Genomic DNA, 25,197 nt, shown 5'->3' with positions numbered 1-25,197 from the left:
CTAGCGAACCGTGGCTCGGATCACGCGGGTCGGCTCCGAGATCACGCCGTCGCCGACCGGCTCGACGCGGACATTCGACAGACGGAAGCTGCGGATCTGCTTCGCGGCGGCGGCTATCTCATTGGTCGCATTGGAGCCCTTGAGGAGAATCAGCTCGCCACCGTTGCGCACAAGCGGCGCGGTCAGTGGGATCAGTGTCTTCAAACTACTCACCGCGCGCGCGGTCACAGCATCCAGAATCGAGCCTTGCGTCCAGTCCTCGCCCCGAGCGCGCAGAACTTCGACGTTGTTGAGACCAAGCTCGGCGACCTGCTCCTTCAGCCAGGTGACACGCCGCTCCATCGGCTCGATGAGCACCCAGTGGACGTCCGGGCGAGAGATCGCCAGCACGAGCCCGGGGAGACCCGCACCGGAACCGACATCGCCGACGCGGCCTCCCGTGGGGAACAGGGGAGCGGCCACAGCCGAGTTGAGTATGTGCCGGGTCCACAGGCGCGGGAGTTCCAGGGGTCCGATCAGGCCCCGCTCCTCACCGTGCTGGGCCAGCGCCGTGGTGAACTGTCGCGCGAGCCCCACTCGCTCACCGAAGACCTCGCCAGCGGCGTCAGGTTCCCGTTCGAGCATCAGGGATGTTTCACGTGAAACATCAGCCGCGACGGATGACCGTGTGACGGTCCGCGCCCTCGCCATAGGACTCGGACACGAAGCCTCTTTCCGAGACGATGTCGTGCACGAGCTTGCGCTCGTAACTCGACATCGCCGGCAGAGAAGCCTGAGACACACCCTCGTCGAGACGCGCGATTGCGCGATCCACAAGCTTCTGCAGCTGAAGCTGCCGCGCGCCGCGAGAACCGCCGACATCCAGGATGAGCCGCGAGAAGCGACCCGTCTTGGTCTGGACCGCGATGCGGGTGAGTTCCTGCAGCGCCTGGACGGTATCGGGCTCGGAGATCAACGCCAGCGCCGCGTCATCCTCATTCTCAACGGAGACGTAGGCACGTCCACCGCGGACATCGAGGGCGAGGTCACCGTCGATGTCAGCGATGTCAAGCAAGCCCTCGAGAAAATCGGCGGCGACGTCTCCCTCCTGCTCCAGCTGTTCAACTGTCGCCGTCGGACGGAGGGTGTCCTGTTCGGGTGTGGTGGTCATGTAGATCCTCGCGAATCGTTCAGGAATCCGTGGGTGGGTTGTTCTTCTGCGCCTGCTTCTTTGCGCGCTGCTTGTTGACCGGCTGCTGACGCTTGGGGGTCTGCGCCTTGGCCTTCTGTGCCTCGTCGTACAGACGCTGCTGCTCAGCCTGATACTTCTCAAGCGGGATGATCTTGCCCTGGGCGTCGAGCGCCTTGCCCTTGCGAGCCAGTCGTTCTTCCCGCGCCTTAGCCGCGTCGGAACCCGGCGTCGGCAGGTTACGGATGACGACGAACTGCTGCACCATCGTCCAGATGTTGGAGGTGAACCAGTACAGAACAACCCCCAGCGGGAAGAAGACTCCCGAGAAGATGAACGCGAGCGGCAGAACGTAAAGCATGATCTTCTGCATCTGGTACGCCTGGCCGGTCTTGGCCTCGGGTGACAGGTTCTTCGAGATGATCTGCAGTTGGGTGATGAACTGCGAAGCGATCATCAGGATCACCAGGATGATCAGGATGACGACGGCGACCGTTTCTCCCGCGCCCATCGCCTCGATCATGTTGATGTGCAGGGGAGCGACTCCGAAGAGCTGCGCTTCGTAGAACTGCTTCGTCAGGTCGACATTCAGGAGCCCGACGCCGCCCATGCTCCATTCGGCATGCTTCTTCACGTCAGAAAGCGTGTAGAACATACCCAGCAGAATGGGCATCTGCACAAGCAGTGGCAGGCAACTCGACACGGGGGTCGTACCGTGCTTCTTATAGAGGGCCATGGTCTCGCGACTCATCGCCTCACGCGAGAGCTGATCCTTCTTCCCCCGGTACTTGTCCTGGACTTTTCTCAGTTCAGGAGCAATCTCCATCATTTTGCGTTGGCTCTTGATCTGACGCACGAACAGCGGGATCAACGCCGAACGCACCACGATCACGAGCCCGATGATCGACAGCACCCACGTGACGCCGGCATCCGCTTCCATCCCGATGGACGTGAACACCCAGTGCCAGAACACCAGGATCGCCTCGACGATGAACTTGAAGGGCCACATGATCGTGCTGAAGAAGTCGAGGCCCGTGCTCGGCATCGGCGTCGTCGGCGTCGGTACAGCCGGTGACGGAGTCGCAGCGGCAAAGAGAAGATCCAGCACGGATCAGTCCTTTCTGGAAGGCACGACGAATCCGTGCGGAGTCAGTTCGTGACGGAAATGCGCGTGCGGCTTGACGTCGTCGATGCCGCCCTGAGCCCAGGGGTGACACCGAGAGAGACGAGCCGCCGCGAGGGCCGCACCCTTGATCACTCCGTGCTGCTGCACAGCGCCGACGGCGTAAGCCGAGCACGAAGGGTAGTACTTGCACACGTCGCCGTAGACGTGGGAGATCGTCGCGCGATATCCGTGAAGAGCGGCGAGCACGACGTTTCGAGGAAGGAGAGGGATGCCGCGCAGAGCATCGGAAGCCGCGACCGCTCCATCTCCAGTCGCTGAAACGGGAAGAGTTGAAGCGCTCACGCCGCCGCTTTCCGCTCGAGGCATCGAGTGACCTCGTCGCGCAGCTGCTGATAGTCGGCAGTCGCAGCGGACGGCAGCGCACGGATGACGACATCTGCACCCGCGCGCACTCCGGGCACCGCTTCGGCGCACACAGCCTTGAGCCGGCGGCGCACGGTGTTGCGGGTCACAGCGTTCCCCACTTGCTTACTGACGATGAAGCCAAACCTCGGCGATCGTTCTTCGAAGGTGTTGACCACGTATGTCACCGTTCGCGGACCGGAACAGCGGGAGCCTCCCCGCACGACGGATCGGTAATCGTCGCCCCGGGTGATCCGGTTCCCGCGCGCCAGCACGGGTTTCGGATCAGGCCGACAGCTCGGCGCGGCCTTTGGCGCGGCGAGCCGAAAGGATACCGCGGCCGGCGCGGGTGCGCATGCGTGCACGGAAGCCGTGCTTCTTGGCCCGGCGGCGGTTGTTGGGCTGGAACGTGCGCTTGGTCATGAGGATCACTCCGGATCGGCGGTCACCGGAACGCTCTAGACCGGGGACACGGGTTACAGGGACTGCCCATGCGGGCATAAGTCAACCGATTAAGGCTACGTCGAGAAGGTCCGAAACTCAAACTGACGAAATCGGTCACGCATTATCCACCGATCAAGATCGGCATCTGGCGACGACACGCGGCCCGCACCTACAGTGGATTTTGCGCCGGACACCCTCGCTGGCTAGCGTGTCACGGATAGTTATCCACAGCTGTGGACCGGTGGACCAGTGGCGGTCACCCTCGCTTCACCAATCACCTCCCGGGAGGGACATGTCTCAGCACGAAGTTCCGGATGTCCCGGTCTGGATCGCCGTGCTCGATGAACTCATGCGCGACGAGAGGGTCACTCCGCAACTCCAGGGTTTCGTGAGCCTGGCCGTCGCCCAGGGCGTGATGGGCGGCACCCTCTATCTCGATGTGCCCAATGATCTGACGGCTGCGCAGCTGAACAAGCGCCTGCGTGCTCCGATCATGGAGGCCCTGACGAAAGTCGATGTGCAGCCATCCGCAACATCGTTTCGTGTCGTGGTGAACCCAGAGATCGCCGACGCGCACGACACCGCACCGGTGCCCGTCCAGTCGGCCGCCCCCCAGATCACGGCCCTCCGTCCCGCGTCGGAAGAGTATGCCGATCAGGGAGCATCATCCGCCCGCAGCGACACCCAGCTGAACCCCAAGTACAGCTTCGACAACTTCGTCGTCGGTCAATCGAACCGCTTCGCACACGCGGCGGCCGTCGCCGTGGCAGAAGCCCCGGCGAAGGCATACAACCCGCTCTTCATCTACGGCGACTCAGGATTGGGGAAGACTCACCTCCTGCATGCAATCGGTGACTATGCACTCAGCCTCTACACGGGAATCCGGGTTCGGTACGTCTCGAGCGAAGAGTTCACGAACGACTTCATCAATTCGATCGCCAACAACCGGGGCTCCGCGTTCCAGGCACGCTACCGAGATGTCGACATCCTCCTGATCGATGACATCCAGTTTCTGCAGGGCCGGCAAGAGACCCAGGAAGCCTTCTTCCATACATTCAACACGCTGCACGATCATGACAAGCAGGTCGTGATCACCAGTGATGTGCCGCCGCGGCAGCTCACCGGATTCGAAGACCGGATGCGCAGCCGGTTCGAGTGGGGCCTGATCACGGACGTCCAGGCACCCGATCTCGAAACACGAATCGCCATTCTCCGCAAGAAGGCACAGTCCGAGAGACTCCTCGTCCCCGACGACGTTCTGGAGTACATCGCCACGAAGGTGTCCTCGAACATCCGCGAGCTCGAAGGCGCCCTCATCCGAGTCTCGGCCTTCGCCAGCTTGAATCGCTCGAGCCTCGACATCTCTCTCGCCCAGACAGTGCTGCGCGACATCGTGGACACCGACGACGCGAACATCATCTCGCCGACCGACATCATCACCGCGACGGCCCAGTACTTCCGGCTCTCCGTAGATGACCTCTACGGCTCCAGTCGATCACAATCGATTGCGACGGCTCGACAGATCGCGATGTACCTCTGTCGCGAACGCACGAGCCTGTCGTTGCCGAAGATCGGTCAGCTGTTCGGAAACCGAGATCACACGACCGTGATGTATGCCTGCAAGAAGATCGCAGACCTGATGAAGGAACGCCGGTCGATCTACAACCAGGTCTCCGAGATCACGACATTACTCAGCCGCGTCGGCCGTTGACGGGCCGCAATCGCGCGTTTTTCACAGTGTGGACAAGTTGTGGATAACTCGGTGACGGACACGTACTTCTGTGAACGGATGACGATTCCCTGTGGAGGAGGCGGGAGCAGACCTCGTGTCGAGAACTGCCCCCGATGACGGTTCTCCGCAGCTCGCCCACAAGTTACAAGCGTGTCGTTCCGGTGTCCCGACACGCCTCCGCCGACTTATCCACAGTTTCCACAGGGGTTAACAAGAAGACAGACACCTTTCCCAGAGAAACCCGTTCGATCACCGAAACGTCGCATCAGCCGTTCGTGACGGCCCTGCCGCATCCGGCCGACGAGGGCACTAGCATGAGAGGGCTTTAGTCGACCCGAGGGAGCGCCAGTGAAGTTCCACGTGAATCGCGACGTGTTCAGCGAGGCCGTGTCGTTCGTCGTCAAGCTCCTGCCGCAGCGAAACCCTCAGCCCATCCTGGCCGGTGTGCTGATCGAGGCATCAGACGAAGGTCTGTCGCTCGCAGCATTCGATTATGAAGCGTCGGCGCGCACAACGATCGAAGCCAGTGTCGACACTCCCGGTACGATCCTCGTCCACGGGCGTCTGCTGTCCGAGATCGCGAGCCGCCTGCCGAACGCACCTGTCCAGATAGAGGTCGGAGATGACGAGGGAATCGTGTTGACGTGCGGATCTGCCCGCTTCACTCTCGCGTCGATGCCCGTGCAGGAATACCCCGCGATTCCCGAGGTGTCCGGCGAATCCGGTCTCGTGCCCGCGGAGGAGTTTGCGACGGCGATCGCCCAGGTCGCCTTCGCCGCATCACGCGATGATGTGACTCCCGTGCTGACGGGTGTGCAGCTCGAAGTCGCCGGCACGCAGCTGAGTCTGGTCGCAACCGATCGCTACCGCGTGGCTCTGCGGGACGTCTCATGGGATAGCGGAAGCGTCGCGATCGGCGAAGCCGTGACAGCACTCGTGCCGGCACGAACGCTCACCGAAGTCGGAAAGACCTTCGCTCACTCCGGTGACATCAAGATCTCCTTCTCCGGTTCCGGGGATCGAGAGATCATCGCTTTCACCGCGGCGAACAAAACGGTCACATCATTGCTGATCAAGGGCAACTTTCCTCCGGTTCGGCGCCTCTTCCCCGATCAGACTGATCACTACGCCGTCGTGAACACGGCCGAACTCGTCGAAGCCGTTCGGCGCGTGTCGCTCGTCCTTGATCGATCCGCTCCTTTGCGATTCACCTTCAGCGAAGAGGGCGTCTCGATGGATGCCTCCGGCACCGAACAGGCTCGCGCCTCCGAGTCGGTGGACGCGACGCTCATGGGTGAGGATGTCACGCTGGGTCTCAATCCGCAGTACCTGCTCGAGGCGCTCGGCGCCGTCAAGAGCGAATTCACCCGGATCACTTTCACCTCGAGCGAAAACGCGAACAAGCTGAGCCCGGTCCTCATCACCCCGCAGACCTCAGGTGGTCCCGAGAGCTTCAAGTATCTGCTGCAGCCGAACCTGCTTCTGCGCTGACGACAGCAGTGTCTGTCGCGGTGCCTAGGCTGATCCGGTGATCGTCGAGCAGCTGAGCCTTGTCGACTTCCGCAACTATGCGGCTGCCGATGTGGCTCTGACCGCCGGCGCGAACGTCCTCATCGGCCGGAACGGTCAGGGCAAGACAAATCTGGCGGAGGCGATCGCCTTTCTCGCGACGCTCGGTTCGCACCGCGTCTCGCAAGATGCGCCGATGGTCCGTGATGGAGCAGACGCCGCGATCATCCGCGCCCGTCTCGCCCACGGAGATCGGCGCATCGTCCTCGAGGTACAGCTCAACCGTTCCGGCTCCAACAGGGCGCGGGTCAACGGCGCGGCAGTGCGACCCGCAGAGCTCCCTCGATATGCCCAGGTGGTGCTGTTCGCTCCCGAAGACCTGCAGATCGTGCGTGGCGATCCTTCCTCACGTCGGCGTTTCGCCGACCAGTTGCTCGTCCAGCGCTCACCTCGGATGGCTGGAGTGCTCGCCGACTACGATCGGGTTCTGAAGCAGCGCAACGCCCTCCTGAAGTCGGCGCGATCTCGGAGCGTACGCGGTGAGGGACTTTCCACACTCGGGGTCTGGGATGACAAACTCGTGAACCTGGGCACCGAGGTCATCCGTGCACGACTCGCGATCGCCGCCGATCTGTCAGCGCCGGTCGTCGAAGCCTACGCGGCGATCGCCGGTGAGGATCATCACCCCGAGCTGGAGTGGAGTCTGACGATCCACGGCGCTGATTCGGCGGACGAGGGTGCTGAGCTGGATTCTTCGCCGCTGGGCACGGGGACCGTCGGGCCGAGCGTGGATGAGATCGCTGCGGCTTTCCGCCAGTCTCTCGTTGCGAAACGTTCGCAGGAACTCGACCGGGCCCTCACTCTCGTCGGACCACATCGCGATGATCTTCTGCTGCGTGTGCGGGGGCTTCCGGTGAAGGGCTACGCCTCACACGGAGAATCGTGGTCGATCGCACTTGCGTTGCGACTCGCGTCGGCGCGACTGCTGCGCGCCCGATCACAGCTCGGCGACCCTGTGCTGATCCTCGACGATGTCTTCGCTGAGCTCGATGCCGACCGGCGCAGGCGATTGGCCGGGCTCGTGGCAGATTTCGAGCAGGTCATCGTCACGGCTGCGGTCCAAGATGATGTGCCGTCGGTGCTGCGAGCACATACCGTTCGAGTCGTCGCCGGTACGATTCAGGAGGTCGATGATGACTGATCCCATCCTCCCCGCCGTACCGGAGACCGTCGCGACCTACCTTCGGCTGCGCGGACTCGAACCATCGGCGCGCACAGTACGGCGTCGCAGGAAGCGCGGCGACGTCGATGATGACAAGTTGCCCTTTGCTCCCGGTCGTGACCCCAGGGGTGTCGGCGACGTGTTGGCAGACCTCACGCGACAAGCCGGCTGGGAATCGCAGCTCGCCCGCGAGGACCTGGTGCTCCAATGGGGGCAGGTGACGGGTGCAGAGACCGCCCGTCACGCCGATCCCGTCGCGCTGGTCGACGGCATCCTCACCGTTCAGTGCGACTCGACCGCCTGGGCGAAGAACCTCCAGCTCATGCGTGCGGAAATCGTGACGCAGCTCATTCGCCGCTTCCCCGAAGCCGGGGTCCAGAGCGTGCGTTTTGTCGGGCCGGACGTTCCCTCTTGGAAATGGGGCCCCAGAGCCGTTCCAGGGCGGGGTCCTCGCGATACCTACGGGTAATCCACGTCCTGCGGAGTCCAGTCTCATTTCCGCGCGCCACAGGGCCGTTCAGCGGGCGCGGAGGGGATAGCATGGAGAGATTCTTCGATTCGGTCTGGAGTGCTCGAACAAATGACGTCTGAAACCCCTGACAGCATTCCCGAGGCGCTCCCCACTCCGTCGCAGAAGGTGCACAACGACTACGGGGCCGACGAGATCCAGGTGCTCGAGGGCCTTGAAGCAGTGCGCAAGCGCCCCGGGATGTACATCGGTTCGACGGGTGAGCGCGGACTCCACCACCTTGTCTACGAGATCGTCGACAACTCCGTCGACGAAGCGCTCGCCGGGTACTGCGACACGATTCATGTCACGATCCTCGAGGACGGCGCTCTCCGGGTGGTCGACAATGGTCGCGGTATCCCGGTCGACATCCACAAAGCCGAGGGCAAGTCGACCGTCGAGGTCGTCCTCACCGTTCTCCACGCCGGCGGCAAGTTCGGAGGTGGCGGATACGCCGTCTCGGGTGGCCTGCACGGAGTGGGTTCGTCTGTTGTCAACGCACTGTCCACACGACTCGATGTCACCGTCAAGCGCCAGGGTCATGCGTGGCGGCAGACCTTCCGCGACGGCGGCACTCCCGTGGCTCCGCTTGCGCAGGAGGAGGAGACGGAAGAGACCGGAACGACCATCACCTTCTGGCCGGATGCCGGGATCTTCGAGACCGTCGACTTCGATTACGACACTCTGCGCACTCGGTTCCAGCAGACCGCCTTCTTGAACAAGGGGCTCCGGATCACGCTGAACGATCTCCGCCCCGATTCCGCCTACGTCATCGATGAGGACGGCACGGCGGTCACGGTGCAGCCGCACGATGACTTCCTCTACGAGCGCGGGTTGGTCGACTATGTCGAGTACCTCAACAGGGTGCGGAAGGCCGACGTCGTCAACGACGAGATCATCGAGATCGAGGCAGAAGACACCGTCCGGCACATCTCGCTCGAGCTCGCGATGCAGTGGACCACGAGCTACACCGAGAACGTCTTCACTTTCGCCAACACGATCAACACCCACGAGGGTGGCACGCACGAAGAGGGCTTCCGCGCGGCGATGACCACCTACATCAACAAGTACGCCCGTGAGAAGGGCCTCCTGAAAGAGAAGGACGACAACCTCACCGGCGAAGACATTCGTGAGGGGCTGACGGCCGTCATCTCGGTGAAGCTGTCCGAACCGCAGTTCGAGGGTCAGACCAAGACGAAGCTCGGCAACACCGAGGCGAAGGCGTTCGTCCAGAAGGTCGTCGGCGACCAGCTCACCGACTGGCTTGATCGCAATCCGGTGCAGGCGAAGCGCGTCATCACGAAGGCGATCGATGCCGCGACCGCGCGCCTGGCGGCGCGCAAGGCGCGCGAGACCGCGCGGCGCAAGAGTGTCTTCGAGTCGGCCTCCATGCCCGACAAGCTCAAGGATTGCACGAGCAAGGATCCATCGATCAGTGAGATCTTCCTGGTCGAGGGCGATTCCGCCGGAGGCTCGGCGGTGCGGGGTCGTGATCCCGAGACACAGGCGATCCTGTCGCTGCGCGGCAAAGTGCTCAACGTCGAGAAGGCGCGGCTGGATCGTGCGCTCGGCAACAACGAGATCCAGGCGATCATCGCGGCATTCGGATGCGGGATCGGTGAGGACTTCGATGTCGAGAAGGTCCGCTACCACAAGATCGTTCTGATGGCCGACGCGGACGTCGACGGCCAGCACATCACGACTCTGCTGCTCACGCTCCTCTTCCGTTACATGCGGGGGCTGATCGAGTCGGGTTTCGTCTACCTCGCAATGCCGCCGCTCTATCGGCTGAAGTGGACCAACGCCGAGCACGAGTACGTGTTCAGTGACAAGGAGCGGGACGCTCTGATGGCCGATGGCCTCGCGAACGGGAAGCGGATTCCGAAGGAGTCCGGCATCCAGCGGTACAAGGGTCTCGGCGAGATGAACCCCAAAGAGCTGTGGGAAACCACGATGGACCACAATTCGCGGACCCTGCGTCAGGTGACGATCGACGACGCGGCCGCCGCGGATGAGATCTTCTCCGTGCTGATGGGTGAGGACGTGGAGTCGCGCCGGACATTCATCCAGCGCAATGCCAAGGACGTCCGATTCCTGGACATTTGATTGAGGACTGATGACTGACGACATACGTCCGGACGTGAACGCCGGCCACAATCACGGGCACATCGACCAGGTCGACCTTCAGGTCGAGATGCAGCGCAGCTACCTCGACTATGCGATGAGCGTCATCGTCGGCCGCGCGCTGCCGGATGTGCGCGATGGCCTGAAGCCCGTGCACCGTCGCGTCATCTACGGCATGTACGACGGTGGATACCGGCCGGACAAGAGTTTCAACAAATGCGCCCGCGTCGTCGGTGAGGTGATGGGTCAGTATCACCCGCACGGTGACACCGCGATCTACGACGCGCTCGTCCGACTCGTCCAACCGTGGTCTTTGCGGTACCCTCTCGCCGACGGTCAGGGCAACTTCGGCTCACCCGGAAACCAGGGCGCGGCCGCCCCTCGGTACACCGAGACGAAGATGGCGCAGCTCGCGATGGAGATGGTCCGCGACATCGACGAGGAGACCGTCGACTTCGAAGACAACTACGATGGCAAGACGCAGGAGCCGACGGTCCTGCCGGCGCGCTTCCCGAACCTGCTGGTCAACGGCTCGGTCGGCATCGCCGTCGGCATGGCCACCAACATCCCGCCGCACAATCTGCGCGAGGTCGCCGCTGGTGCGCTCTGGGCGCTCGAGAACCCGGATGCCACGCGCGACGAGCTGCTCGAAGCGCTCATGGCGCGCGTGCACGGTCCCGACTTTCCGACCGGAGCGCAGATCCTCGGAACCAAGGGCATCCGCGATGCGCAGCGCACCGGCCGCGGTTCCATCACGATGCGATCCGTCGTCGGCGTCGAAGAGATCCAGGGTCGCACGTGCTTGGTGATCACCGAACTGCCCTACCAGGTCAACCCCGACAACGTCGCGCTGAAGATCCGCGACCTCGCTCGTGACGGGCGCATCACCGGCATTGCCGACATCCGCGATGAGACCAGCGACCGTACGGGTCAGCGACTTGTCATCGTCCTGAAGCGGGACGCCGTCGCCAAGGTCGTGTTGAACAACCTGTACAAGCACACGCAGCTGCAGGAGAACTTCGGTGCGAACATGCTCGCGATCGTCGACGGTGTTCCGCGGACGCTCGCCCTTGACGGGTTCATCTCGTACTGGATCGAACACCAGATCGAGGTCATCGTCCGCCGCACGGGCTTTCGGCTGCGCAAGGCGGAGCGACGCATGCACACGCTGCAGGGGTATCTCAAGGCCCTCGACCAGCTCGACGAGGTCATCGCCCTCATTCGGCGTTCACCCACCGTCGACGAGGCGCGTGACGGGCTGATGACGCTCCTCGACGTCGACCGGGATCAAGCCGACGAGATCCTCGCGCTCCAGCTGCGCCGGCTGGCAGCGATGGAGCGGCAGAAGATCATCGACGAAGCGCTCGAGCTCGAAAGGGTCATCGCCGATCTGGAGGCGATTCTCGCCGACCCGACCCGCCAGCGCACGATCATCCGTGATGAGCTCACCGAGATCGTGGAGAAGTACGGCGACGAGCGACGAACCCACATCCTTCACGGCTTCGACGGCGATGTGTCGATGGAGGATCTGATCCCCGTCGAAGAGATGGTCGTCACCGTGACGCGCGCCGGCTACATCAAGCGCACTCGCAGTGACAACTACCGACAGCAGCACCGGGGCGGCAAGGGCGTCAAAGGCGCACAGCTGCGTGCCGACGATGTCGTCGAGCACTTCTTCGTCACGACGACGCATCACTGGCTCCTGTTCTTCACGACCAAGGGGCGGGTCTACCGATGCAAGGCGTATGAGGTTCCCGAAGCCGGTCGTGATGCGAAGGGTCAGCACGTCGCCAATCTCCTCGCTCTCCAGCCGGGCGAGGAGATCGCTCAGATCCTCGACATCCGCGACTACACGATCGCGCAGTATCTCGTGCTCGCCACCCGTGACGGCAAGGTGAAGAAGACGCTGCTCAGCGAATACGACACGAACCGCCAGGGCGGGATCATCGCCATTCGCCTGCGGGGGCAGGAGGAGGAAGACGGCGATGAGGTCGTCAGCGCACTTCTCGTCGACGAGACCGATGACATCCTTCTCATCTCTCGTCAGGGCATGTCGTTGCGCTTCACCGCGACCGACGAGTCGCTGCGCCCGATGGGCCGCTCCACCGAGGGTGTGAAGGGAATGTCGTTCCGGGAGGGCGACACACTGCTGTCCGCCTCCGTCGCGCAAGACGACGCATTCGTCTTCGTGGTCACGGAAGGCGGCTACGCCAAGCGCACCGCGGTCGCGCAGTATCGCCTGCAGGGACGTGGTGGGCTCGGCATCAAGGTGGCCAAACTGAACGAGGATCGCGGCGACCTCGCGGGCGGTCTGATGGTCAGCGAGGAAGACGAGGTCTTGGTGGTTCTTGCCAGCGGCAAGGTGGTACGCTCTGCCGTGGCTGAGGTCCCCGCCAAGGGACGCGACACTATGGGCGTCGTGTTCGCCCGACCGGACGACGAGGATCGCATCCTCGCGATCGCCCGCAACGGTGAGCGCAGACTGGCTGAGGCCCCCGAAGATGCGGCATCCGAAGATGCCCCCGCCGCCGCAGACGAGACGCCGACTGCGAGCCCCGAAGAGAGTAGTACTGACTCATGAGCACGGTAGCCGACAAGCTGGCGCGAAAGTCGTCCAGCAAGACCAGCGCCAAACAGGTCCGTCTCCGACTGGTGTACGTGGACTTCTGGTCCGCTGTGAAGCTGTCGTTCCTCGCCGCGGTGGCCTTGGCGATCGTCACGATCGTCGCAGCGTTCCTGATCTACATGGTGATGAGCACGACCGGCGTCATCGGCAAGCTCGACGAACTGCTGAAGGCATTCGATGACAACTTCACTCTGAGTGACTACGTCAGCCTGCCCCAGGTGATGGCGTTCTCGTCGATCGTCGCGATCCTCAACCTGATCGTGATCACGGTGCTCGGCGCTGTCATCGCCGGGATCTACAACTTCATGGTGAAAGTCACCGGCGGTCTACTCGTCGGCTTCACCTCGAACTGATTTCGGATTACCCCCCGGTTCGGGTAAAGTCTTGGAGGTTGACGGCGTTCAGGCGCCGACCTCAGGACGGGGCTATAGCTCAGTTGGTTAGAGCGCTTCACTGATAATGAAGAGGTCCCAGGTTCAAATCCTGGTAGCCCCACCACCCCGTCCGGGGCCTTAGCTCAGTTGGTAGAGCGCCGCCTTTGCAAGGCGGATGTCAGGAGTTCGAATCTCCTAGGCTCCACAAGAAAACCCCTTCGATCCAATCTTGTGGAGCGGCGAAGCGACCGGCCCTGAATCAGGCGTCCGGCGCGCGCAGCGGGTCGTCGGCCACCCACAGCTCGTCGTCCGCACGGAGGGTCTGCCAGGCGGCATAGACCACCCCGGCCGCCGCGGCGAGGCCGAGGAGGATGGCGATCACGCCGCCCGCACCGATCCCCGACTTCTTTGCCGGTTGGGCGACGCTGAGTCGCTTGGCGGCCTTGGCGCTGTACTTGTCGGCCTTCTTCTGAAGGTCGGCCAGATCGACGCCGGCGAAGCCGCGACCGGCGGCGAGGCGCGCGCGCGTGTCGTTGGCGACATCCCACATCGACATCGCCGATCCGACGACCGCTCCGGCCGCGGGCACGATCTTCGTGTTGTAGAGCTTGCGACCGGTCTGCACGCCCTGGCTCACATACGGAGCGGCGTACTTCTCGTAGCCGTGCTGTACCGCCGGGGCGACCTGCTCGCGGTTGTAATAGCCCAGCTGGCGGCCCGCCTCGCGGGCGATGCCACCGGCCTGACCGAGCAGAACCTGCTGGGACTCCCACAGGCTGTTCGCCTGCTGCTGGAGTTTGCGAAGTTCTTTCTTGCGCTTACGGCTGACGCTCACGGGGTGACCTCCCTGATCGGGGAACGTTTCTCTCCATCTTGCCAGACCGCGGCGACCGCGCCAGGGGTTGACAGATGTGAGAATGGTGAGCATGACGATTCACACCGCCGTAGCCACACTTCACACCAACCACGGCGACATCGTCGTGAACCTGTTCGGGGACCACGCACCGCGGACTGTGCAGAATTTCATCGGTCTCTCCGACGGCTCGCAGGCCTGGACCCATCCTGGCACCGGCAAGCCGGGCGAGGGCCCGCTGTACACCGACGTGATCTTCCACCGCATCATCCCGAACTTCATGATCCAGGGCGGCGATCCGCTCGGTCAGGGCGTGGGCGGCCCCGGCTACAACTTCGACGACGAGATCAGCCCTGAACTGAACTTCAACGAGCCCTACATCCTCGCGATGGCCAACGCCGGCCTCCGCCGCAATGCCATCACCGGCAAGGCCGAAGGAACCAACGGCTCGCAGTTCTTCATCACGACCGACCCGACGCCGTGGCTGCAGGGCAAGCACACCATCTTCGGCGAGGTGGCGGATGCCGATTCCCGCGCCGTCGTCGCCGCGATCGCGGCTGTCCCCACCGGTGCGGGTGACCGCCCGATCGAGCCGGTCGTTCTGAACTCGGTCGACGTCGTCGCGGTCTGACCCGCGATCTCTCGACGAGCCCAGAGACCGGATGACTGACACCGAGTTTCGGACCAATCCGGACAACTTCTGCTACCGGCATCCCGACCGGCAGAGCTTCGTGCTGTGCCAGAGGTGTCTGCGTACGATCTGCGGCGAGTGCCAGACGCCACTTCCGGTCGGGGTGATCTGCCCGGAGTGCCTGAAAGAAGCACAGCAGCAGCAGGCGGCGACTGTCAGACGGATGCCGCGTCGCCGCTCGACGAGCCTGGACTCCCGCCCGGTCGTGACGTACACCCTCGTGATCATCACGAGCGTGTTCTATCTCATCGGACTGATCCCGGGGATCGGTGATGTCGTGCGTTCGCAGCTCGCGTTCGCCGGTTTCGCCGCCTACAGCCAACCCTGGCGGCTGCTGACCGTGACCCTCGTGCACGCGGGAATCTGGCACGTCGCGCTGAACATGCTCGCGCTGTGGGCGCTGGGCCGAAGCCTGGAACCCCTCCTCGGCCGGTGGCGCTTCCTGTCGCTCTACCTGCTGAGCGCGCTCGGCGGATCAGTGCTCACCGCGCTGCTGGCTCCGACACAGGTCGTCGTCGGCGCATCCGGTGCCGTCTGGGGTCTGCTCGGCGCGATGTTCGTGATCGGCCGTCACCTCGGCGCGAACGTGACCACGATCGCGGTGCTCCTCGGCCTCAACCTGCTGATCACCTTCCTGCCGGGGTCGAACATCGCGTGGCAGGCGCACATCGGCGGGGGGCTCGTCGGCGCACTGATCGGATTCATCTTCGCGCGAACGCGCGCGCTCCGGCTGCAACGCCGTCAGATCTGGCTGCTGATCGCCGTCGGGGCGGGGCTGATCGCCCTGCTTGCGATCCCGGTGCTCGTCTACCGCTGACTCGGGTCAGAGTTCTCGTTATCCACAGATTCATCCACAGGTGGGGATGAATCACACCCGTGTAATTCGGACCGGGCAGAGGTGCGGTGGTGGTTGCGTCAGCGCCAGCGCGTCGTCATCAGGAAGCCGACGAAAGCGATCCCGAAGCCGATGACCAGATTCCACGGCCCGATCCCCGGGATCGGGAGGGCCTGGTTGCTGAGGTAGAAGACGATCACCCAGACGAGCCCGAGGATCATCAGGCCCAGCATGATGGGCATGAACCAGACCGGGTTGGGAGCGGAGTCGCCCTCGGTGTGATCGCCGATCTTCTCGTCGCCGTTGCCTGAACGTGCCATGGCGTCGATCCTACCGCTCGGCCGAGCCGGAGCCTACGCTCGATAGAATCCTGGGCATGGCGGATAGTGATTCCACGCGGAGGAATGCCCGGCAGGGGCGACGCCGCGTATCGGCTCTCGGGGTGGTCGGCGAACTGCTGATGACCGCCGGAGCCGTGGCACTGCTGTTCGTCGTCTGGCAGATGTGGATCGGCGACATGATCATCGGCGGGCAGAAGCACGCCGAGGCCGACGCGCTGTCGCACAGCTGGTCGATGCCGACGGGATCCGCCATGCCCGTGCCGACACCCGCGCCCACGGATGAATCCGCCTCTGCCGAGGTCGTCGTGCCCGTGCGCGCACAACCCGCCCATGGCGAGCAGTTCGGCGTGATGTTCGTGCCGCGGTTCGGGGCGGACTGGAAGTTCACCGTCGCCGGTGGGACGAGCCGCAAAGACATCCTGGACCTCGGTGAGATCGGGCATTACGCCGACACGGCCATGCCGGGCGACGTGGGCAACACCGCTTACGCTGCGCACCGCTGGACGTCGGGTCAGCCCTTCGACCCGATCGACCGCCTCATCGTCGGCGATGCGATCGTCATCCAGACCGCGGAGGGCTGGTACACCTACCGGTTCCGCACGCTCGAGTATGTGCAGGACACACAGGTCGAGGTGCTGCTTCCGGTGCCGCAGCAGGTCGGTGTCGAGCCGAACGGCCGCTATCTGACGCTCACCAGCTGCGCCCCCAAGTTCAACCTGCTCGAGCGCATCATCGCCTACGCCGTCTTCGACGAGTTCACGCCGATCGCGGCGGGGCTCCCTGACGCACTCACCGCAGGAGTGCCGACCTGATGTACGGCGCACTGTGGCGATTCCTGCCTGGGCCGGCGTGGGTGCGCGTCGTGATTCTGTTCGTGCTGGCCGCGGCCGTGATCTACGGACTGTTCTGGTACGCCTTCCCCTGGGTATCGCAGATCGTCGCCCCGCAGGAATCGACGGTCGGTGGCTGATAAGGGCGGCATCCTGGTCGTCGACAACCACGACAGCTTCGTGCACACCTTGATCGGCTACCTGCTCGAGCTCGGTGCACGCACCGTCCTCGTCGAAGCGGATGCCGTGCCGAACCCAGAGGAGCAGATCGCGGGTTTCTCCGGAGTTCTCGTCTCCCCGGGTCCGGGAACACCCGAAGGCGCGGGGGCGTCGATCGCGATCGTGCGGGCCGCGGTGCATGCGCGCATCCCTCTGCTCGGCGTATGCCTGGGTCATCAGGCGCTCGCCGTCGCCTGCGGCGGGACCGTCACCGAGGCACCGGAGCTCCGGCATGGCGTCACCTCATTGATCCACCACGATGGCACAGGCCTGTTCGCCGGACTTCCCGACCCTTTCCCCGCGACCCGTTACCACTCGCTCGCGGTTGCGAGTGAGACGCTCCCGGCGGAGCTCGAGGTGACGGCTGTGACGAGCTCTGGCGTCATCATGGGTCTCGCCCACCGCAGAGCACCGGCGTGGGGAGTGCAGTTCCACCCCGAGAGCGTGCTGACCGAAGGGGGCTACCGTCTGCTGGGGACGTGGTTGGACAGCGCCGGGTCTGTCGGTGCGTCTCGCCGGGGTGCCCACCGGCATCCGCTGCGGCCGATCAGCTGAAATCGACGCCGGATCAGCCCGTGCAGACGGTCAGGTCGACCTGGGAGTGGATGGGAACGTCGCCCGGTGCGAGTGACTGCGATGCCACGACCGGTTCGCCCGTGCTCGCCGGGCAGGCGGGATCTTCGATCACCCCGACTGTGAGTCCGAGGGTCTCGGCGGTGAGGTCGCGTTGCGCGGCGGTCACCGTGTAGCCGACGACATCGACGAGCGTGACCTTTCCGCTGGCGACGACGAGGCTCACCGCGGTGCCGAGCGGGACCTGCGCTCCCTCCGGCTGATCGGCCGATATCACAGTGCCCGCCGCGAGATTCGGATCATTGCTGCTGCGCACCGCTCCCATCGTGAGGCCGACGGCGGTCAGCGCCGCCGAAGCCTCGTCTGCACTCAGCGAGATGAGTGGAGGGACGGTCGCCAGCTGCGCCCCTGTGGAGACGTAGACCTCGATCTGCTGTCCCGGGGCCACGGTGGTGCCGGCGGGGGGATCGGTTCGGATGACGTTTCCTTCGGCGATCGTGTCGCTGCTCTCGTCGATCCGCTCACCCTGCAGGTCATCGAGGAGCAGGGCCTCGTTTGCGCGATCCCATGACATGTCGATGACATTGGGCACGACGCGCGTGCTCGGGGGCAGCGTGGGGCTGGGGCGGGTGGTGATGACCCATATCAGCACCGAGATGAGTATCGCGGCGACCACCGCGACGCCCATCCAGATCCACGCCGCCGGGGGGCCGGACTGCGTACGCCGCATCGTCGTGTCTGTGCTCAGCTGGCGCAGCGACCGCGCGGTCTCAGCCGCCTGACGCGGGTTGGCTCCGTAGAGCTCGCTGGTCAGCATTCCCACCTGGCGCTTGCTGAGGCTGCGCCCATCCGTCGCAGCGTTCAGCGCCGCGCGGAACGAAGCGGCATCCTGATAGCGCTGAAAGGGGTCCTTTGCGAGCGCGCGCAGCGCGACGGCATCCAATGCGCGTGGAACGCTCTCGACGATCTCGGACGGCGGCAGCGGCGTCTCGCTGACGTGCTGATACGCGACGGCGACGGGAGTGTCGCCGCGGAAGGGAGGGCGACCCGTGAGGAGTTCGTAGAGCACGACACCGGTGGAATAGACGTCGGCCCGCGCGTCGACCGGTTCGCCCTTGGCCTGTTCAGGAGAGAAGTACGAAGCTGTGCCGATGATCGCCGTCGTCTCGGCCACGGTCGAAGACGAGTCCGATACCGCCCGGGCGATGCCGAAGTCCATGACCTTGATCTGGCCGCGCTCGGTCACCATGACGTTGCCGGGCTTGATGTCGCGGTGGACGACACCGGCGCGATGCGAGTACTCGAGGGCCTCGAGGATGCCGTCGGTGTAGCGGATGGCATCGGCCAGCGGCACCGGCCCGTCGGAGATGACGGACTTCAGAAGCACCCCGGCGACGAGTTCCATCACGATGTAGGGAACGGGGTGGATCGTGCCGTCTGTATCGGTTTCTGCGTCTTCTCCCGCGTCGTACACACGGACGATCGTCGGATGCGACATCCGCGACGCGGCTTGCGCCTCGAGGCGGAACCGCGTGCGGAAGCCACTGTCGGAGGCGAGTTCGCGCTTGAGGATCTTGACGGCGACGGACCGGTCGAGAGTGAGATCCTGCCCGCGATACACGCTCGCCATTCCGCCGCGCCCGATGAGTTCGTCGATGCGGTAGCGACCGGAAAGCACCCGCGGCTCTACTGACACATCACTCCCTGGACTGACTCGTAGCCAGCCTAACCGACGCCCCCCAGGCGCGTTCTCACGATCCGGTGTCAGCCACCGGTACCGCTTTAAGGGGCTTCGGGGTCGGGCGCGGCAGCGGGAATGATCGTCGCCTGCACCTCTTGCGAGGATGCCGATGTCCGGTCGCCCGATTCCCCCGTGCAGGTGACGGTGTACTGCGCGGTGAGGATGCGGCCGACCTCGCTCGCGACGGTCACCGGCACCGGACGGTCATTCGCGCTGAAGGTTCCGCTGGACTGGCCATTGGACTGGAAGACGCCGTTGGTGAGGGTCACGTTGTACGACTTCACCGTGCTCGAACCGGAGGGGCACGTGTAGCCGGTCCAGTTGATCGTGGCGGTTGCTCCGGCCTCGACAGTCGGTGACGACGCGCCGTCGATTTGAATCACGGGTGCGCCGGGAGTGTCCATCGGCGTCATCGGGCCGTAGGCGGTGAGCGTCACCTGCTGGTCGAGCCGCACGGTCCCCGAGACCGGGTTGGTCTCGTAGATGAGGCCCTCTTGATCGGCGCTCGGAGCGGCCACGGATCCGATCGTGCACGTGACCGCGGTCATCTTGTAGGTGTTGGCGATCGTGGTCGCCTGCGCGCACGTCTGGCCGAGGAACCCGAGCGTATCGATCTGGACCGTCGTCGGCTCGGGTGTCGGCGTGTCCGACGGGGTCGGTGCGGCGGAAGACTCGGCGGAAGACTCGGCGGAAGACTCGGGGGGCGACGACGAGGGCGCCGGTTCGGGTGTGGTGTTGCCGAAGAGCGCGAACACGCTGCCCCCGAGCACGAGCACAAGGATCGCGATGAGCGCGATCAGCGGCCATGTCCACGGACTGCGCTTCTTCTTCTCGGGCGTCGCCTCGACCGCGCGCGCGCCGACTTCGGCGGCCGCCGGGAGGATGCGGGTGGCATCCTCGGTCGCGAGGCCACCACGACTCAAGAGCTGGGTGACGCCCTCGAGGGCGGCCGTCCCGGCGATCGCGGGAACGATCGCGGCCGCACCGGCGATGTCGCCCCGGCGCAGCGCCGTCGCTGCGCGAGCGACGGCTGACGCCGTCGCAGGGCGGTCCTCGGGCTTTTTCGCGATCATGCTCAAGACGAGATTCCGGACCGGCTCACCGATGGTGCTCGGCAGTGGCGGGGGCGCATCGTTGATCTGGGCCATCGCGATCGCCACCTGGGACTCGCCCGTGAAGGGACGTTTGCCGGCCAGCGATTCGAACGCGACGATGCCGAGCGAGTAGATATCGGTCGCCGGTGAGGCAGAGTGGCCCGAGGCCTGCTCCGGAGAGAGGTACTGGACCGTTCCCATGACCTGACCGGTCGCCGTCAGCGGAACCTGATCGGCGATGCGTGCGATCCCGAAGTCGGTGATCTTCACCCGGCCGTCCGGGGTGATCAGGAGATTGCCGGGCTTGATGTCGCGATGGACGAGTCCGGCCGCGTGGGCGGCCTGGAGAGCCGCCGCCGTCTGCGCGACGATGTCAAGAGTCTTGTCGGTCGATAGCGTGCCGTCGCGTTCGAGGATCGTCGACAGCGCCTCGCCCGGAACGAGCTCCATCACGAGGAACGCAGACCCGTTCTCCTCGCCGTAATCGAAGACGCTGGCGATTCCCTCGTGGTTGACCAGAGCCGCGTGTCGGGCCTCGGCGCGGAAGCGCTCGAGGAAGCCCGGGTCGCCCATGTACTCGTCTTTGAGGATCTTGATCGCGACGGTTCGCCCGATCACGTGATCGGTGGCCTCCCAGACCTCCCCCATACCGCCGATGGCGATCCGGGACTCCAGTTCGTAGCGCCCGCCGAAGCTCACACCTTGCGTCGGTCTCATCTGCTCAGCACCGCCTCAATGACTTTCTTCGCGATGGGGGCCGCGATCCCGTTGCTCGTGCCGGATTGCCCGAGCCCTCCACCGTTCTCGATCAAGACTGCGACGACGACCCGGGGGTCGCTTGCAGGAGCGAATCCGGTGAACCAGAAGGTGTACGGGTCTCCCGGACCCTGCTCCGCGGTGCCGGTCTTCCCGGCGACGTCGACGCCGTCTATTCTTGCACCGCTGGCCGCGCCGGCACTGACATTGGCCACCATCATCGAGGTCATCGTGGCAGCGAGGTCGGCGGGGAGAGCGCGCGCGAATTCGGTGCTCTCGGTGCTCCGCTGCACGGACAGGTCGGGAGCCACGACGCGATCGACCATCTGCGGGTTCATGACGACCCCATCGTTGGCGATGCCGCCCGCGACCATCGCCATCTGCAGCGGGGTTGCGATGACATCTCCCTGACCGAAGCCGGTGAGCGCCGTCTTGTCATCGGACAAGGCTCGCGGGTACACCGACGCCGTCGTGACCAGCGGCGTCTCGAAGCTCGTGTTGAACCCGTACTTCTCCGCCTCGGCGCGGATCGCATCGTCACCGAGAGCGACGGCGAGCTGTGCCATCGGGATGTTGCAGCTGAGCCGGAGCGCGGTCGCCAGCGTCGCCTGGGCACCGTCGCCGCAGGTTCCGCCATCGAAGTTGCTGATCTCCGTCGAGGTTCCCGGAAGCGTGTATCGCGCGGGGTTGTCGAACGTCGATTCGGGGGTGTAGTTGCCCGATGCGAGCGCCGCAGAGGCCACGACGAGCTTGAACGTCGACCCGGGAGGGTTGAGCTTGCCCGCGATGGCACGGTTGTCTAGCGGTGCGAGCGCGTTGTTCACGAGCGCGTCATAGTCGGCCAGCACCGTGGTCGTGTCGTGCGATGCCAGCACATTCGTGTCGTAGCTCGGGCTCGTGACCATCGCGAGAATGCGGCCGGTCTTCGGATCCATCGCGACCACCGCCCCCTCGTAGTCACCGAGCGCGTCGTAGGCGACCCTCTGAAGGGTGGGGTCCAGCGACAGGATGACGTTGGACCCGCGGGGCGGCTGACCGGTGACGATCCGGTCCACGCGGGAGAGGAACTGCGAGCTGTCGGTGCCGGCGAGCAGTGCGTTCATCGCGTGTTCGAGTCCCGTCGATGATCCGAGTACAGGGTTGATGTATCCAGTGACCGGCGCCCACATGTCAGCGTCCGGATAGGTGCGTATCCAGCTGTAGAGGTCTCCGCTGGGCACCGACGAGGCGATCACGGTGTCACCGGCGAGGATCGAGCCGCGCTGCACTTCGTATGAATCGTACAGAGCGCGCTTGTTGTCCGGGTTTGCGCCGAGCTCGCCGGCCTGGACGACCTGGATCCAGCTGATCGCTCCGAAGAGACCGACGAACATGACGAGCATGACGATGCTGAGGCGGCGGAGCTCCTTCGTCATCCGATCACCACCCGGGGGCGGGAGCGGACAGCATCCGAGATGCGCAGCAACAGGGCGACGGTCAGCCAGTTCGCCACGAGCGACGAGCCGCCGGCCGCCAGGAACGGGGTCGTCAGGCCGGTGAGGGGAATGAGGCGAGTGACGCCCCCGACCATGATGAACACCTGCAGCGCGACCGTGAAGGACAGCCCGGTGGCCAGGAGCTTGCCGAAGTCGTCCTGCCCGGCGATGCCGATGCGGAGGCCACGGCTCGTGAACACCATGTACAGGCACAGGATCGCGAATCCACCGACCAGCCCGAGTTCTTCGCCGAGGCTGGGGAAGATGTAGTCGCTGTGCGCGAGGGGGGTGAGGTCGGGGCGACCCCGGCCGAGTCCGGTGCCGATGAGTCCGCCCTGGGCGAGGCCGAAGATGCCGCTGACGAGCTGGTAGCTCGAGTCGTTGATGTGCTCGGGGTTGAAGGCGTCGAGCCAGTTCGTGAAGCGCGCGCCGACGTAGGGCAGGATCCGCGCGGCCAGGAAGGCCCCCGAGGCGGCGAGCGCGACGCCGATGAGCACCCAGCTCGTTCGTCCGGTGGCGGCGTAGAGCATCGCGACGAACATGCCGAAGATCAGGAGGCCGGTTCCGAGATCGCGCTGGAAGATGATGATCGCCATCGACGCGGCCCAGATCATCAGCAGCGGCCCGAGTTCGCGCGCCCGCGGCCACGTCATCCCGAGGAATCGAGTGCCGACCGAGGTCAGCGATTCACGCGTGCGCACGAGGTAGCCGGCGAAGAACACCGCCAGCGCGAGCTTCGCGAGCTCACCGGGCTGGAACGAGAACACACCGCCGACCGATACCCAGACATCGGCACCCGCGTCGACGCCCAGCCCCGGGACAAGCGGCAGCAGCAGCAGGCCGATGCCCACGAAGCCGAAGACATACGTATAGCGGAAGAGGACCCGGTAGTTGCGCAGGAAGAGCACGACCGCCGTGGCCCCGGCGATCGCTATCGCGAGCCAGGCCAGCTGGCGGGTGGAGAACGCAGCCCAGCCGGAGAGGTCGTCGGCGATGTCGAGGCGGTAGATCATCGCGAGCCCGAGACCCGAGAGCACCGTGGCGATCGGGACGACGAACGGATCGGCGGCCCGCGCGGTGAAGCGGAGCACGAAGTGCAGGATCAGGACGAGAACCGTCAGGACGCCGCAGTAGTACAGGAACGTCGCGTCGACCTGTCCCTCGGCGCCCAGCTGCACGAGGGCGACGGCTGCTCCATTGATGAGGAAGGCGAACAGCAGCAGCCCGAGCTCGCGGTTGCGCTGAGTCTGCGGCAGCCGCAGCCGGCGCAAGGCCTTGACGACGGCGGTGTCCGTCTCGACGGTGTCGGTCACGGGGTTCCTCCCGTCATCGGGCGCAGGTTGGCGACGATTGCGCTTGCGTCAGCAACCGACCGAGCCGAGATCGTCGCTTCGACGGCCATCCGCTGATACATGGGCAGGTCGGCGAGCAGGATGCCGGTGTCATCGTAGACGGAGGACAGCGGGATCGGCCCGATATCCTGCTGGATGCCGCGGAAGATCACGACGGAGTCGTCGTCCGCGCCGACGAAATAGCGCGTCTGCGTCCAGGTGTATGCGCCGAACAATGAGGCGGCGATGGCGGCGAGGATCATGACGAAGCCCACGGTCCACCAGCGACGTCGTCGTCGGCCGCGTCGCCGGTCTTCCTCGATGAGTTCTTCGAGGAACTCGACCGCCGGCTCGAAATGCGTGGGCTCGTTGGCGGCCTGGCGGTTCGGGTGCAGCCAGTTGGTCCGGCCGGGGCGCACCGCGGGAACCTCGATGCCCTGCGGATTCGAGGCCGATCCGACGATTGTGGGCGTTCCGCTGAAGAGAGGGTGGTTGCCCCCCACGTCGGCGATGACGATCGTCACGTTGTCGGGGGCCCCGGCATCCAGCGTCTGCTTGAGCAGTAGATCCGCTGTCCGCCCCGGTGCGAGGCGCTGGCTCAGCGCCTTCTGGGTGTGCGCATCGTCGACGACACCGCAGAGGCCGTCCGAGCACAGCAACCAGCGGTCACCTTGCTGCGTCGGCATGATGAATGTATCCACGTCGGGGTCGGGATCCATGTCGCCGAGCACGCGCATGAGCACCGAGCGGCGCGGATGGAAGCGTGCCTCCTCCGGCGTGATCCGTCCCGAGTCGACCAGTCGCTGGACGAAGGTGTGATCGGCGGTGATCTGCGTGAGCACGCCATCGCGATAGAGATAGATGCGCGAGTCGCCGATGTGGGCGATGACGGCATAGTCGTCGACCATCGCCAGGGCGCTGACCGTCGTCCCCATCCCGGCCAGTTCGGGGCGCTCGGCGACCGTTTCGATGAGCTGCGTCGCGATCTCGCCGATCGCATCGCGCAGGGCGCTCTCGGCATCGCTCGGCGTCGGGAACGGGTGATCGAGGTCCTTCAGCCGCTGGACGGCCAGGCTCGACGCGACGTCGCCTCCGGCGTGGCCGCCCATGCCGTCAGCGACGACGAACAGGTTCGAGCCGCTGTAGCCCGAGTCCTGATTATTGGAGCGCACCTTCCCCGTGTGGGAGATGGCGACGCTGGATCCTTCGAAGGCCATGGCGGT

Annotated in this window: 25 protein-coding genes and 2 tRNA genes; 14 read left to right on the top strand and 13 right to left on the bottom strand. The window is 64.9% G+C overall.

Features of this window, described 5'->3' with window-relative positions:
- Genes rsmG through rpmH form a run of 6 tightly spaced genes read right to left on the bottom strand, consistent with a single transcriptional unit; the run spans position 1 to position 3,119 of the window.
- Positions 1-624, bottom strand: coding sequence for a 16S rRNA (guanine(527)-N(7))-methyltransferase RsmG (rsmG, locus tag QZV81_RS00400; protein ID WP_292830805.1), 624 nt, complete (start codon positions 622-624; stop codon positions 1-3).
- Positions 625-646: 22 nt separating this feature from the next.
- Positions 647-1,150 carry a R3H domain-containing nucleic acid-binding protein gene (locus QZV81_RS00395; protein ID WP_292830802.1) on the bottom strand — a complete coding sequence of 168 codons (504 nt, stop codon included), beginning with the start codon at positions 1,148-1,150 and terminating at the stop codon, positions 647-649.
- Positions 1,151-1,169: 19 nt separating this feature from the next.
- A complete protein-coding gene (gene yidC / locus QZV81_RS00390; protein WP_292830811.1) occupies positions 1,170-2,273 on the bottom strand; it encodes a membrane protein insertase YidC in 1,104 nt (367 codons plus the stop codon).
- Positions 2,274-2,279: 6 nt separating this feature from the next.
- Positions 2,280-2,636, bottom strand: a complete 357-nt coding sequence (gene yidD, locus QZV81_RS00385) for a membrane protein insertion efficiency factor YidD (protein WP_292830799.1) — start codon at positions 2,634-2,636, stop codon at positions 2,280-2,282.
- Positions 2,633-2,971, bottom strand: a complete 339-nt coding sequence (gene rnpA / locus QZV81_RS00380; protein ID WP_292830796.1) for a ribonuclease P protein component — start codon at positions 2,969-2,971, stop codon at positions 2,633-2,635. Before rnpA ends, yidD begins: the two co-directional genes overlap by 4 nt.
- Before the next feature lie 10 nt (positions 2,972-2,981).
- Complete coding sequence (rpmH, locus tag QZV81_RS00375; RefSeq protein ID WP_292830793.1) at positions 2,982-3,119, bottom strand: 50S ribosomal protein L34; 138 nt, start codon at positions 3,117-3,119, stop codon at positions 2,982-2,984.
- Between the two features lie 370 nt (positions 3,120-3,489).
- On the opposite strand from rpmH, the gene dnaA reads away from it, so the two are divergent.
- The 9 genes from dnaA to QZV81_RS00330 all read left to right on the top strand — a co-directional run bounded on the left by dnaA (position 3,490) and on the right by QZV81_RS00330 (position 13,440).
- Positions 3,490-4,851, top strand: a complete 1,362-nt coding sequence (gene dnaA, locus QZV81_RS00370; RefSeq protein ID WP_292830808.1) for a chromosomal replication initiator protein DnaA — start codon at positions 3,490-3,492, stop codon at positions 4,849-4,851.
- Between the two features lie 369 nt (positions 4,852-5,220).
- The gene (gene dnaN / locus QZV81_RS00365) at positions 5,221-6,363 is read left to right on the top strand and encodes a DNA polymerase III subunit beta (protein WP_292830790.1); all 1,143 of its coding nucleotides are present in this window, start codon (positions 5,221-5,223) and stop codon (positions 6,361-6,363) included.
- Between the two features lie 37 nt (positions 6,364-6,400).
- Positions 6,401-7,582 (top strand): DNA replication/repair protein RecF, encoded by a 1,182-nt coding sequence (recF, locus tag QZV81_RS00360; protein WP_292830787.1) that lies wholly within the window; start codon positions 6,401-6,403, stop codon positions 7,580-7,582.
- Positions 7,575-8,072, top strand: a complete 498-nt coding sequence (locus QZV81_RS00355) for a DciA family protein (protein ID WP_292830784.1) — start codon at positions 7,575-7,577, stop codon at positions 8,070-8,072. Before recF ends, QZV81_RS00355 begins: the two co-directional genes overlap by 8 nt.
- A gap of 111 nt (positions 8,073-8,183) precedes the next feature.
- On the top strand, positions 8,184-10,217 hold the full coding sequence (gene gyrB / locus QZV81_RS00350) for a DNA topoisomerase (ATP-hydrolyzing) subunit B (protein WP_292830781.1): 2,034 nt from the start codon (positions 8,184-8,186) through the stop codon (positions 10,215-10,217).
- 10 nt (positions 10,218-10,227) lie between these two features.
- A complete protein-coding gene (gene gyrA, locus QZV81_RS00345; protein ID WP_292830778.1) occupies positions 10,228-12,816 on the top strand; it encodes a DNA gyrase subunit A in 2,589 nt (862 codons plus the stop codon).
- Positions 12,813-13,214, top strand: coding sequence for a DUF3566 domain-containing protein (locus QZV81_RS00340; RefSeq protein ID WP_292830775.1), 402 nt, complete (start codon positions 12,813-12,815; stop codon positions 13,212-13,214). Before gyrA ends, QZV81_RS00340 begins: the two co-directional genes overlap by 4 nt.
- A 68-nt stretch (positions 13,215-13,282) precedes the next feature.
- Positions 13,283-13,359, top strand: a tRNA-Ile gene (locus QZV81_RS00335).
- A gap of 8 nt (positions 13,360-13,367) precedes the next feature.
- A tRNA-Ala gene (locus tag QZV81_RS00330) sits at positions 13,368-13,440 on the top strand.
- A gap of 54 nt (positions 13,441-13,494) precedes the next feature.
- Here QZV81_RS00330 and QZV81_RS00325 read toward each other — a convergent pair.
- Positions 13,495-14,070 carry a DNA helicase gene (locus QZV81_RS00325; RefSeq protein ID WP_292830772.1) on the bottom strand — a complete coding sequence of 192 codons (576 nt, stop codon included), beginning with the start codon at positions 14,068-14,070 and terminating at the stop codon, positions 13,495-13,497.
- A 91-nt stretch (positions 14,071-14,161) separates the two neighbouring features.
- Here QZV81_RS00325 and QZV81_RS00320 point away from each other — a divergent pair, with 91 nt between their 5' ends.
- Entirely contained in the window at positions 14,162-14,719 is a 558-nt protein-coding gene (locus tag QZV81_RS00320; RefSeq protein ID WP_292830769.1) for a peptidylprolyl isomerase, read from the top strand.
- A 31-nt stretch (positions 14,720-14,750) separates the two neighbouring features.
- The gene (locus QZV81_RS00315) at positions 14,751-15,596 is read left to right on the top strand and encodes a rhomboid family intramembrane serine protease (protein WP_292830766.1); all 846 of its coding nucleotides are present in this window, start codon (positions 14,751-14,753) and stop codon (positions 15,594-15,596) included.
- 98 nt (positions 15,597-15,694) lie between these two features.
- Here the strand turns inward: QZV81_RS00315 and QZV81_RS00310 are convergent, their stop codons facing one another.
- Complete coding sequence (locus QZV81_RS00310) at positions 15,695-15,934, bottom strand: cell division protein CrgA (RefSeq protein ID WP_292830763.1); 240 nt, start codon at positions 15,932-15,934, stop codon at positions 15,695-15,697.
- Positions 15,935-15,990: 56 nt separating this feature from the next.
- Between QZV81_RS00310 and QZV81_RS00305 the strand changes: the two genes are divergently transcribed.
- Genes QZV81_RS00305 through QZV81_RS00295 form a run of 3 tightly spaced genes read left to right on the top strand, consistent with a single transcriptional unit; the run spans position 15,991 to position 17,559 of the window.
- Entirely contained in the window at positions 15,991-16,767 is a 777-nt protein-coding gene (locus QZV81_RS00305; RefSeq protein ID WP_292830760.1) for a class E sortase, read from the top strand.
- Positions 16,767-16,925 carry a hypothetical protein gene (locus QZV81_RS00300; RefSeq protein ID WP_292830758.1) on the top strand — a complete coding sequence of 53 codons (159 nt, stop codon included), beginning with the start codon at positions 16,767-16,769 and terminating at the stop codon, positions 16,923-16,925. Before QZV81_RS00305 ends, QZV81_RS00300 begins: the two co-directional genes overlap by 1 nt.
- Positions 16,918-17,559, top strand: coding sequence for a gamma-glutamyl-gamma-aminobutyrate hydrolase family protein (locus tag QZV81_RS00295; protein WP_292830755.1), 642 nt, complete (start codon positions 16,918-16,920; stop codon positions 17,557-17,559). The genes QZV81_RS00300 and QZV81_RS00295 overlap by 8 nt, the downstream gene beginning before the upstream one ends.
- 13 nt (positions 17,560-17,572) lie before the next feature.
- Here the strand turns inward: QZV81_RS00295 and pknB are convergent, their stop codons facing one another.
- From pknB to QZV81_RS00270, 5 genes are all read right to left on the bottom strand, one after another.
- The gene (gene pknB, locus QZV81_RS00290; protein ID WP_292830752.1) at positions 17,573-19,255 is read right to left on the bottom strand and encodes a Stk1 family PASTA domain-containing Ser/Thr kinase; all 1,683 of its coding nucleotides are present in this window, start codon (positions 19,253-19,255) and stop codon (positions 17,573-17,575) included.
- A gap of 104 nt (positions 19,256-19,359) precedes the next feature.
- Positions 19,360-21,129 carry a protein kinase gene (locus QZV81_RS00285; protein WP_292830749.1) on the bottom strand — a complete coding sequence of 590 codons (1,770 nt, stop codon included), beginning with the start codon at positions 21,127-21,129 and terminating at the stop codon, positions 19,360-19,362.
- A complete protein-coding gene (locus tag QZV81_RS00280) occupies positions 21,126-22,583 on the bottom strand; it encodes a penicillin-binding transpeptidase domain-containing protein (RefSeq protein WP_292830746.1) in 1,458 nt (485 codons plus the stop codon). Before QZV81_RS00280 ends, QZV81_RS00285 begins: the two co-directional genes overlap by 4 nt.
- A complete protein-coding gene (locus QZV81_RS00275) occupies positions 22,580-23,956 on the bottom strand; it encodes an FtsW/RodA/SpoVE family cell cycle protein (protein ID WP_292830742.1) in 1,377 nt (458 codons plus the stop codon). Before QZV81_RS00275 ends, QZV81_RS00280 begins: the two co-directional genes overlap by 4 nt.
- Complete coding sequence (locus QZV81_RS00270; protein ID WP_292830739.1) at positions 23,953-25,191, bottom strand: PP2C family serine/threonine-protein phosphatase; 1,239 nt, start codon at positions 25,189-25,191, stop codon at positions 23,953-23,955. Before QZV81_RS00270 ends, QZV81_RS00275 begins: the two co-directional genes overlap by 4 nt.
- Positions 25,192-25,197 lie beyond the last annotated feature (6 nt).

This window comes from Microbacterium sp. (assembly GCF_011620665.1).
GTDB lineage: Bacteria > Actinomycetota > Actinomycetes > Actinomycetales > Microbacteriaceae > Microbacterium.
This window is presented reverse-complemented; position numbering and strand designations above follow the sequence as displayed.

Coding starts and splice junctions, on each gene's coding strand:
- rsmG (WP_292830805.1), bottom strand. CDS start 624: ATGCTCGAACGGGAACCTGACGCCGCTGGCGAGGTCTTCGGTGAGCGA.
- QZV81_RS00395 (WP_292830802.1), bottom strand. CDS start 1,150: ATGACCACCACACCCGAACAGGACACCCTCCGTCCGACGGCGACAGTT.
- rpmH (WP_292830793.1), bottom strand. CDS start 3,119: ATGACCAAGCGCACGTTCCAGCCCAACAACCGCCGCCGGGCCAAGAAG.
- dnaA (WP_292830808.1), top strand. CDS start 3,490: ATGCGCGACGAGAGGGTCACTCCGCAACTCCAGGGTTTCGTGAGCCTG.
- QZV81_RS00355 (WP_292830784.1), top strand. CDS start 7,575: ATGACTGATCCCATCCTCCCCGCCGTACCGGAGACCGTCGCGACCTAC.
- gyrB (WP_292830781.1), top strand. CDS start 8,184: ATGACGTCTGAAACCCCTGACAGCATTCCCGAGGCGCTCCCCACTCCG.
- gyrA (WP_292830778.1), top strand. CDS start 10,228: ATGACTGACGACATACGTCCGGACGTGAACGCCGGCCACAATCACGGG.
- QZV81_RS00340 (WP_292830775.1), top strand. CDS start 12,813: ATGAGCACGGTAGCCGACAAGCTGGCGCGAAAGTCGTCCAGCAAGACC.
- QZV81_RS00320 (WP_292830769.1), top strand. CDS start 14,162: ATGACGATTCACACCGCCGTAGCCACACTTCACACCAACCACGGCGAC.
- QZV81_RS00315 (WP_292830766.1), top strand. CDS start 14,751: ATGACTGACACCGAGTTTCGGACCAATCCGGACAACTTCTGCTACCGG.
- QZV81_RS00310 (WP_292830763.1), bottom strand. CDS start 15,934: ATGGCACGTTCAGGCAACGGCGACGAGAAGATCGGCGATCACACCGAG.
- QZV81_RS00305 (WP_292830760.1), top strand. CDS start 15,991: ATGGCGGATAGTGATTCCACGCGGAGGAATGCCCGGCAGGGGCGACGC.
- QZV81_RS00300 (WP_292830758.1), top strand. CDS start 16,767: ATGTACGGCGCACTGTGGCGATTCCTGCCTGGGCCGGCGTGGGTGCGC.
- QZV81_RS00285 (WP_292830749.1), bottom strand. CDS start 21,129: ATGAGACCGACGCAAGGTGTGAGCTTCGGCGGGCGCTACGAACTGGAG.
- QZV81_RS00280 (WP_292830746.1), bottom strand. CDS start 22,583: ATGACGAAGGAGCTCCGCCGCCTCAGCATCGTCATGCTCGTCATGTTC.
- QZV81_RS00270 (WP_292830739.1), bottom strand. CDS start 25,191: ATGGCCTTCGAAGGATCCAGCGTCGCCATCTCCCACACGGGGAAGGTG.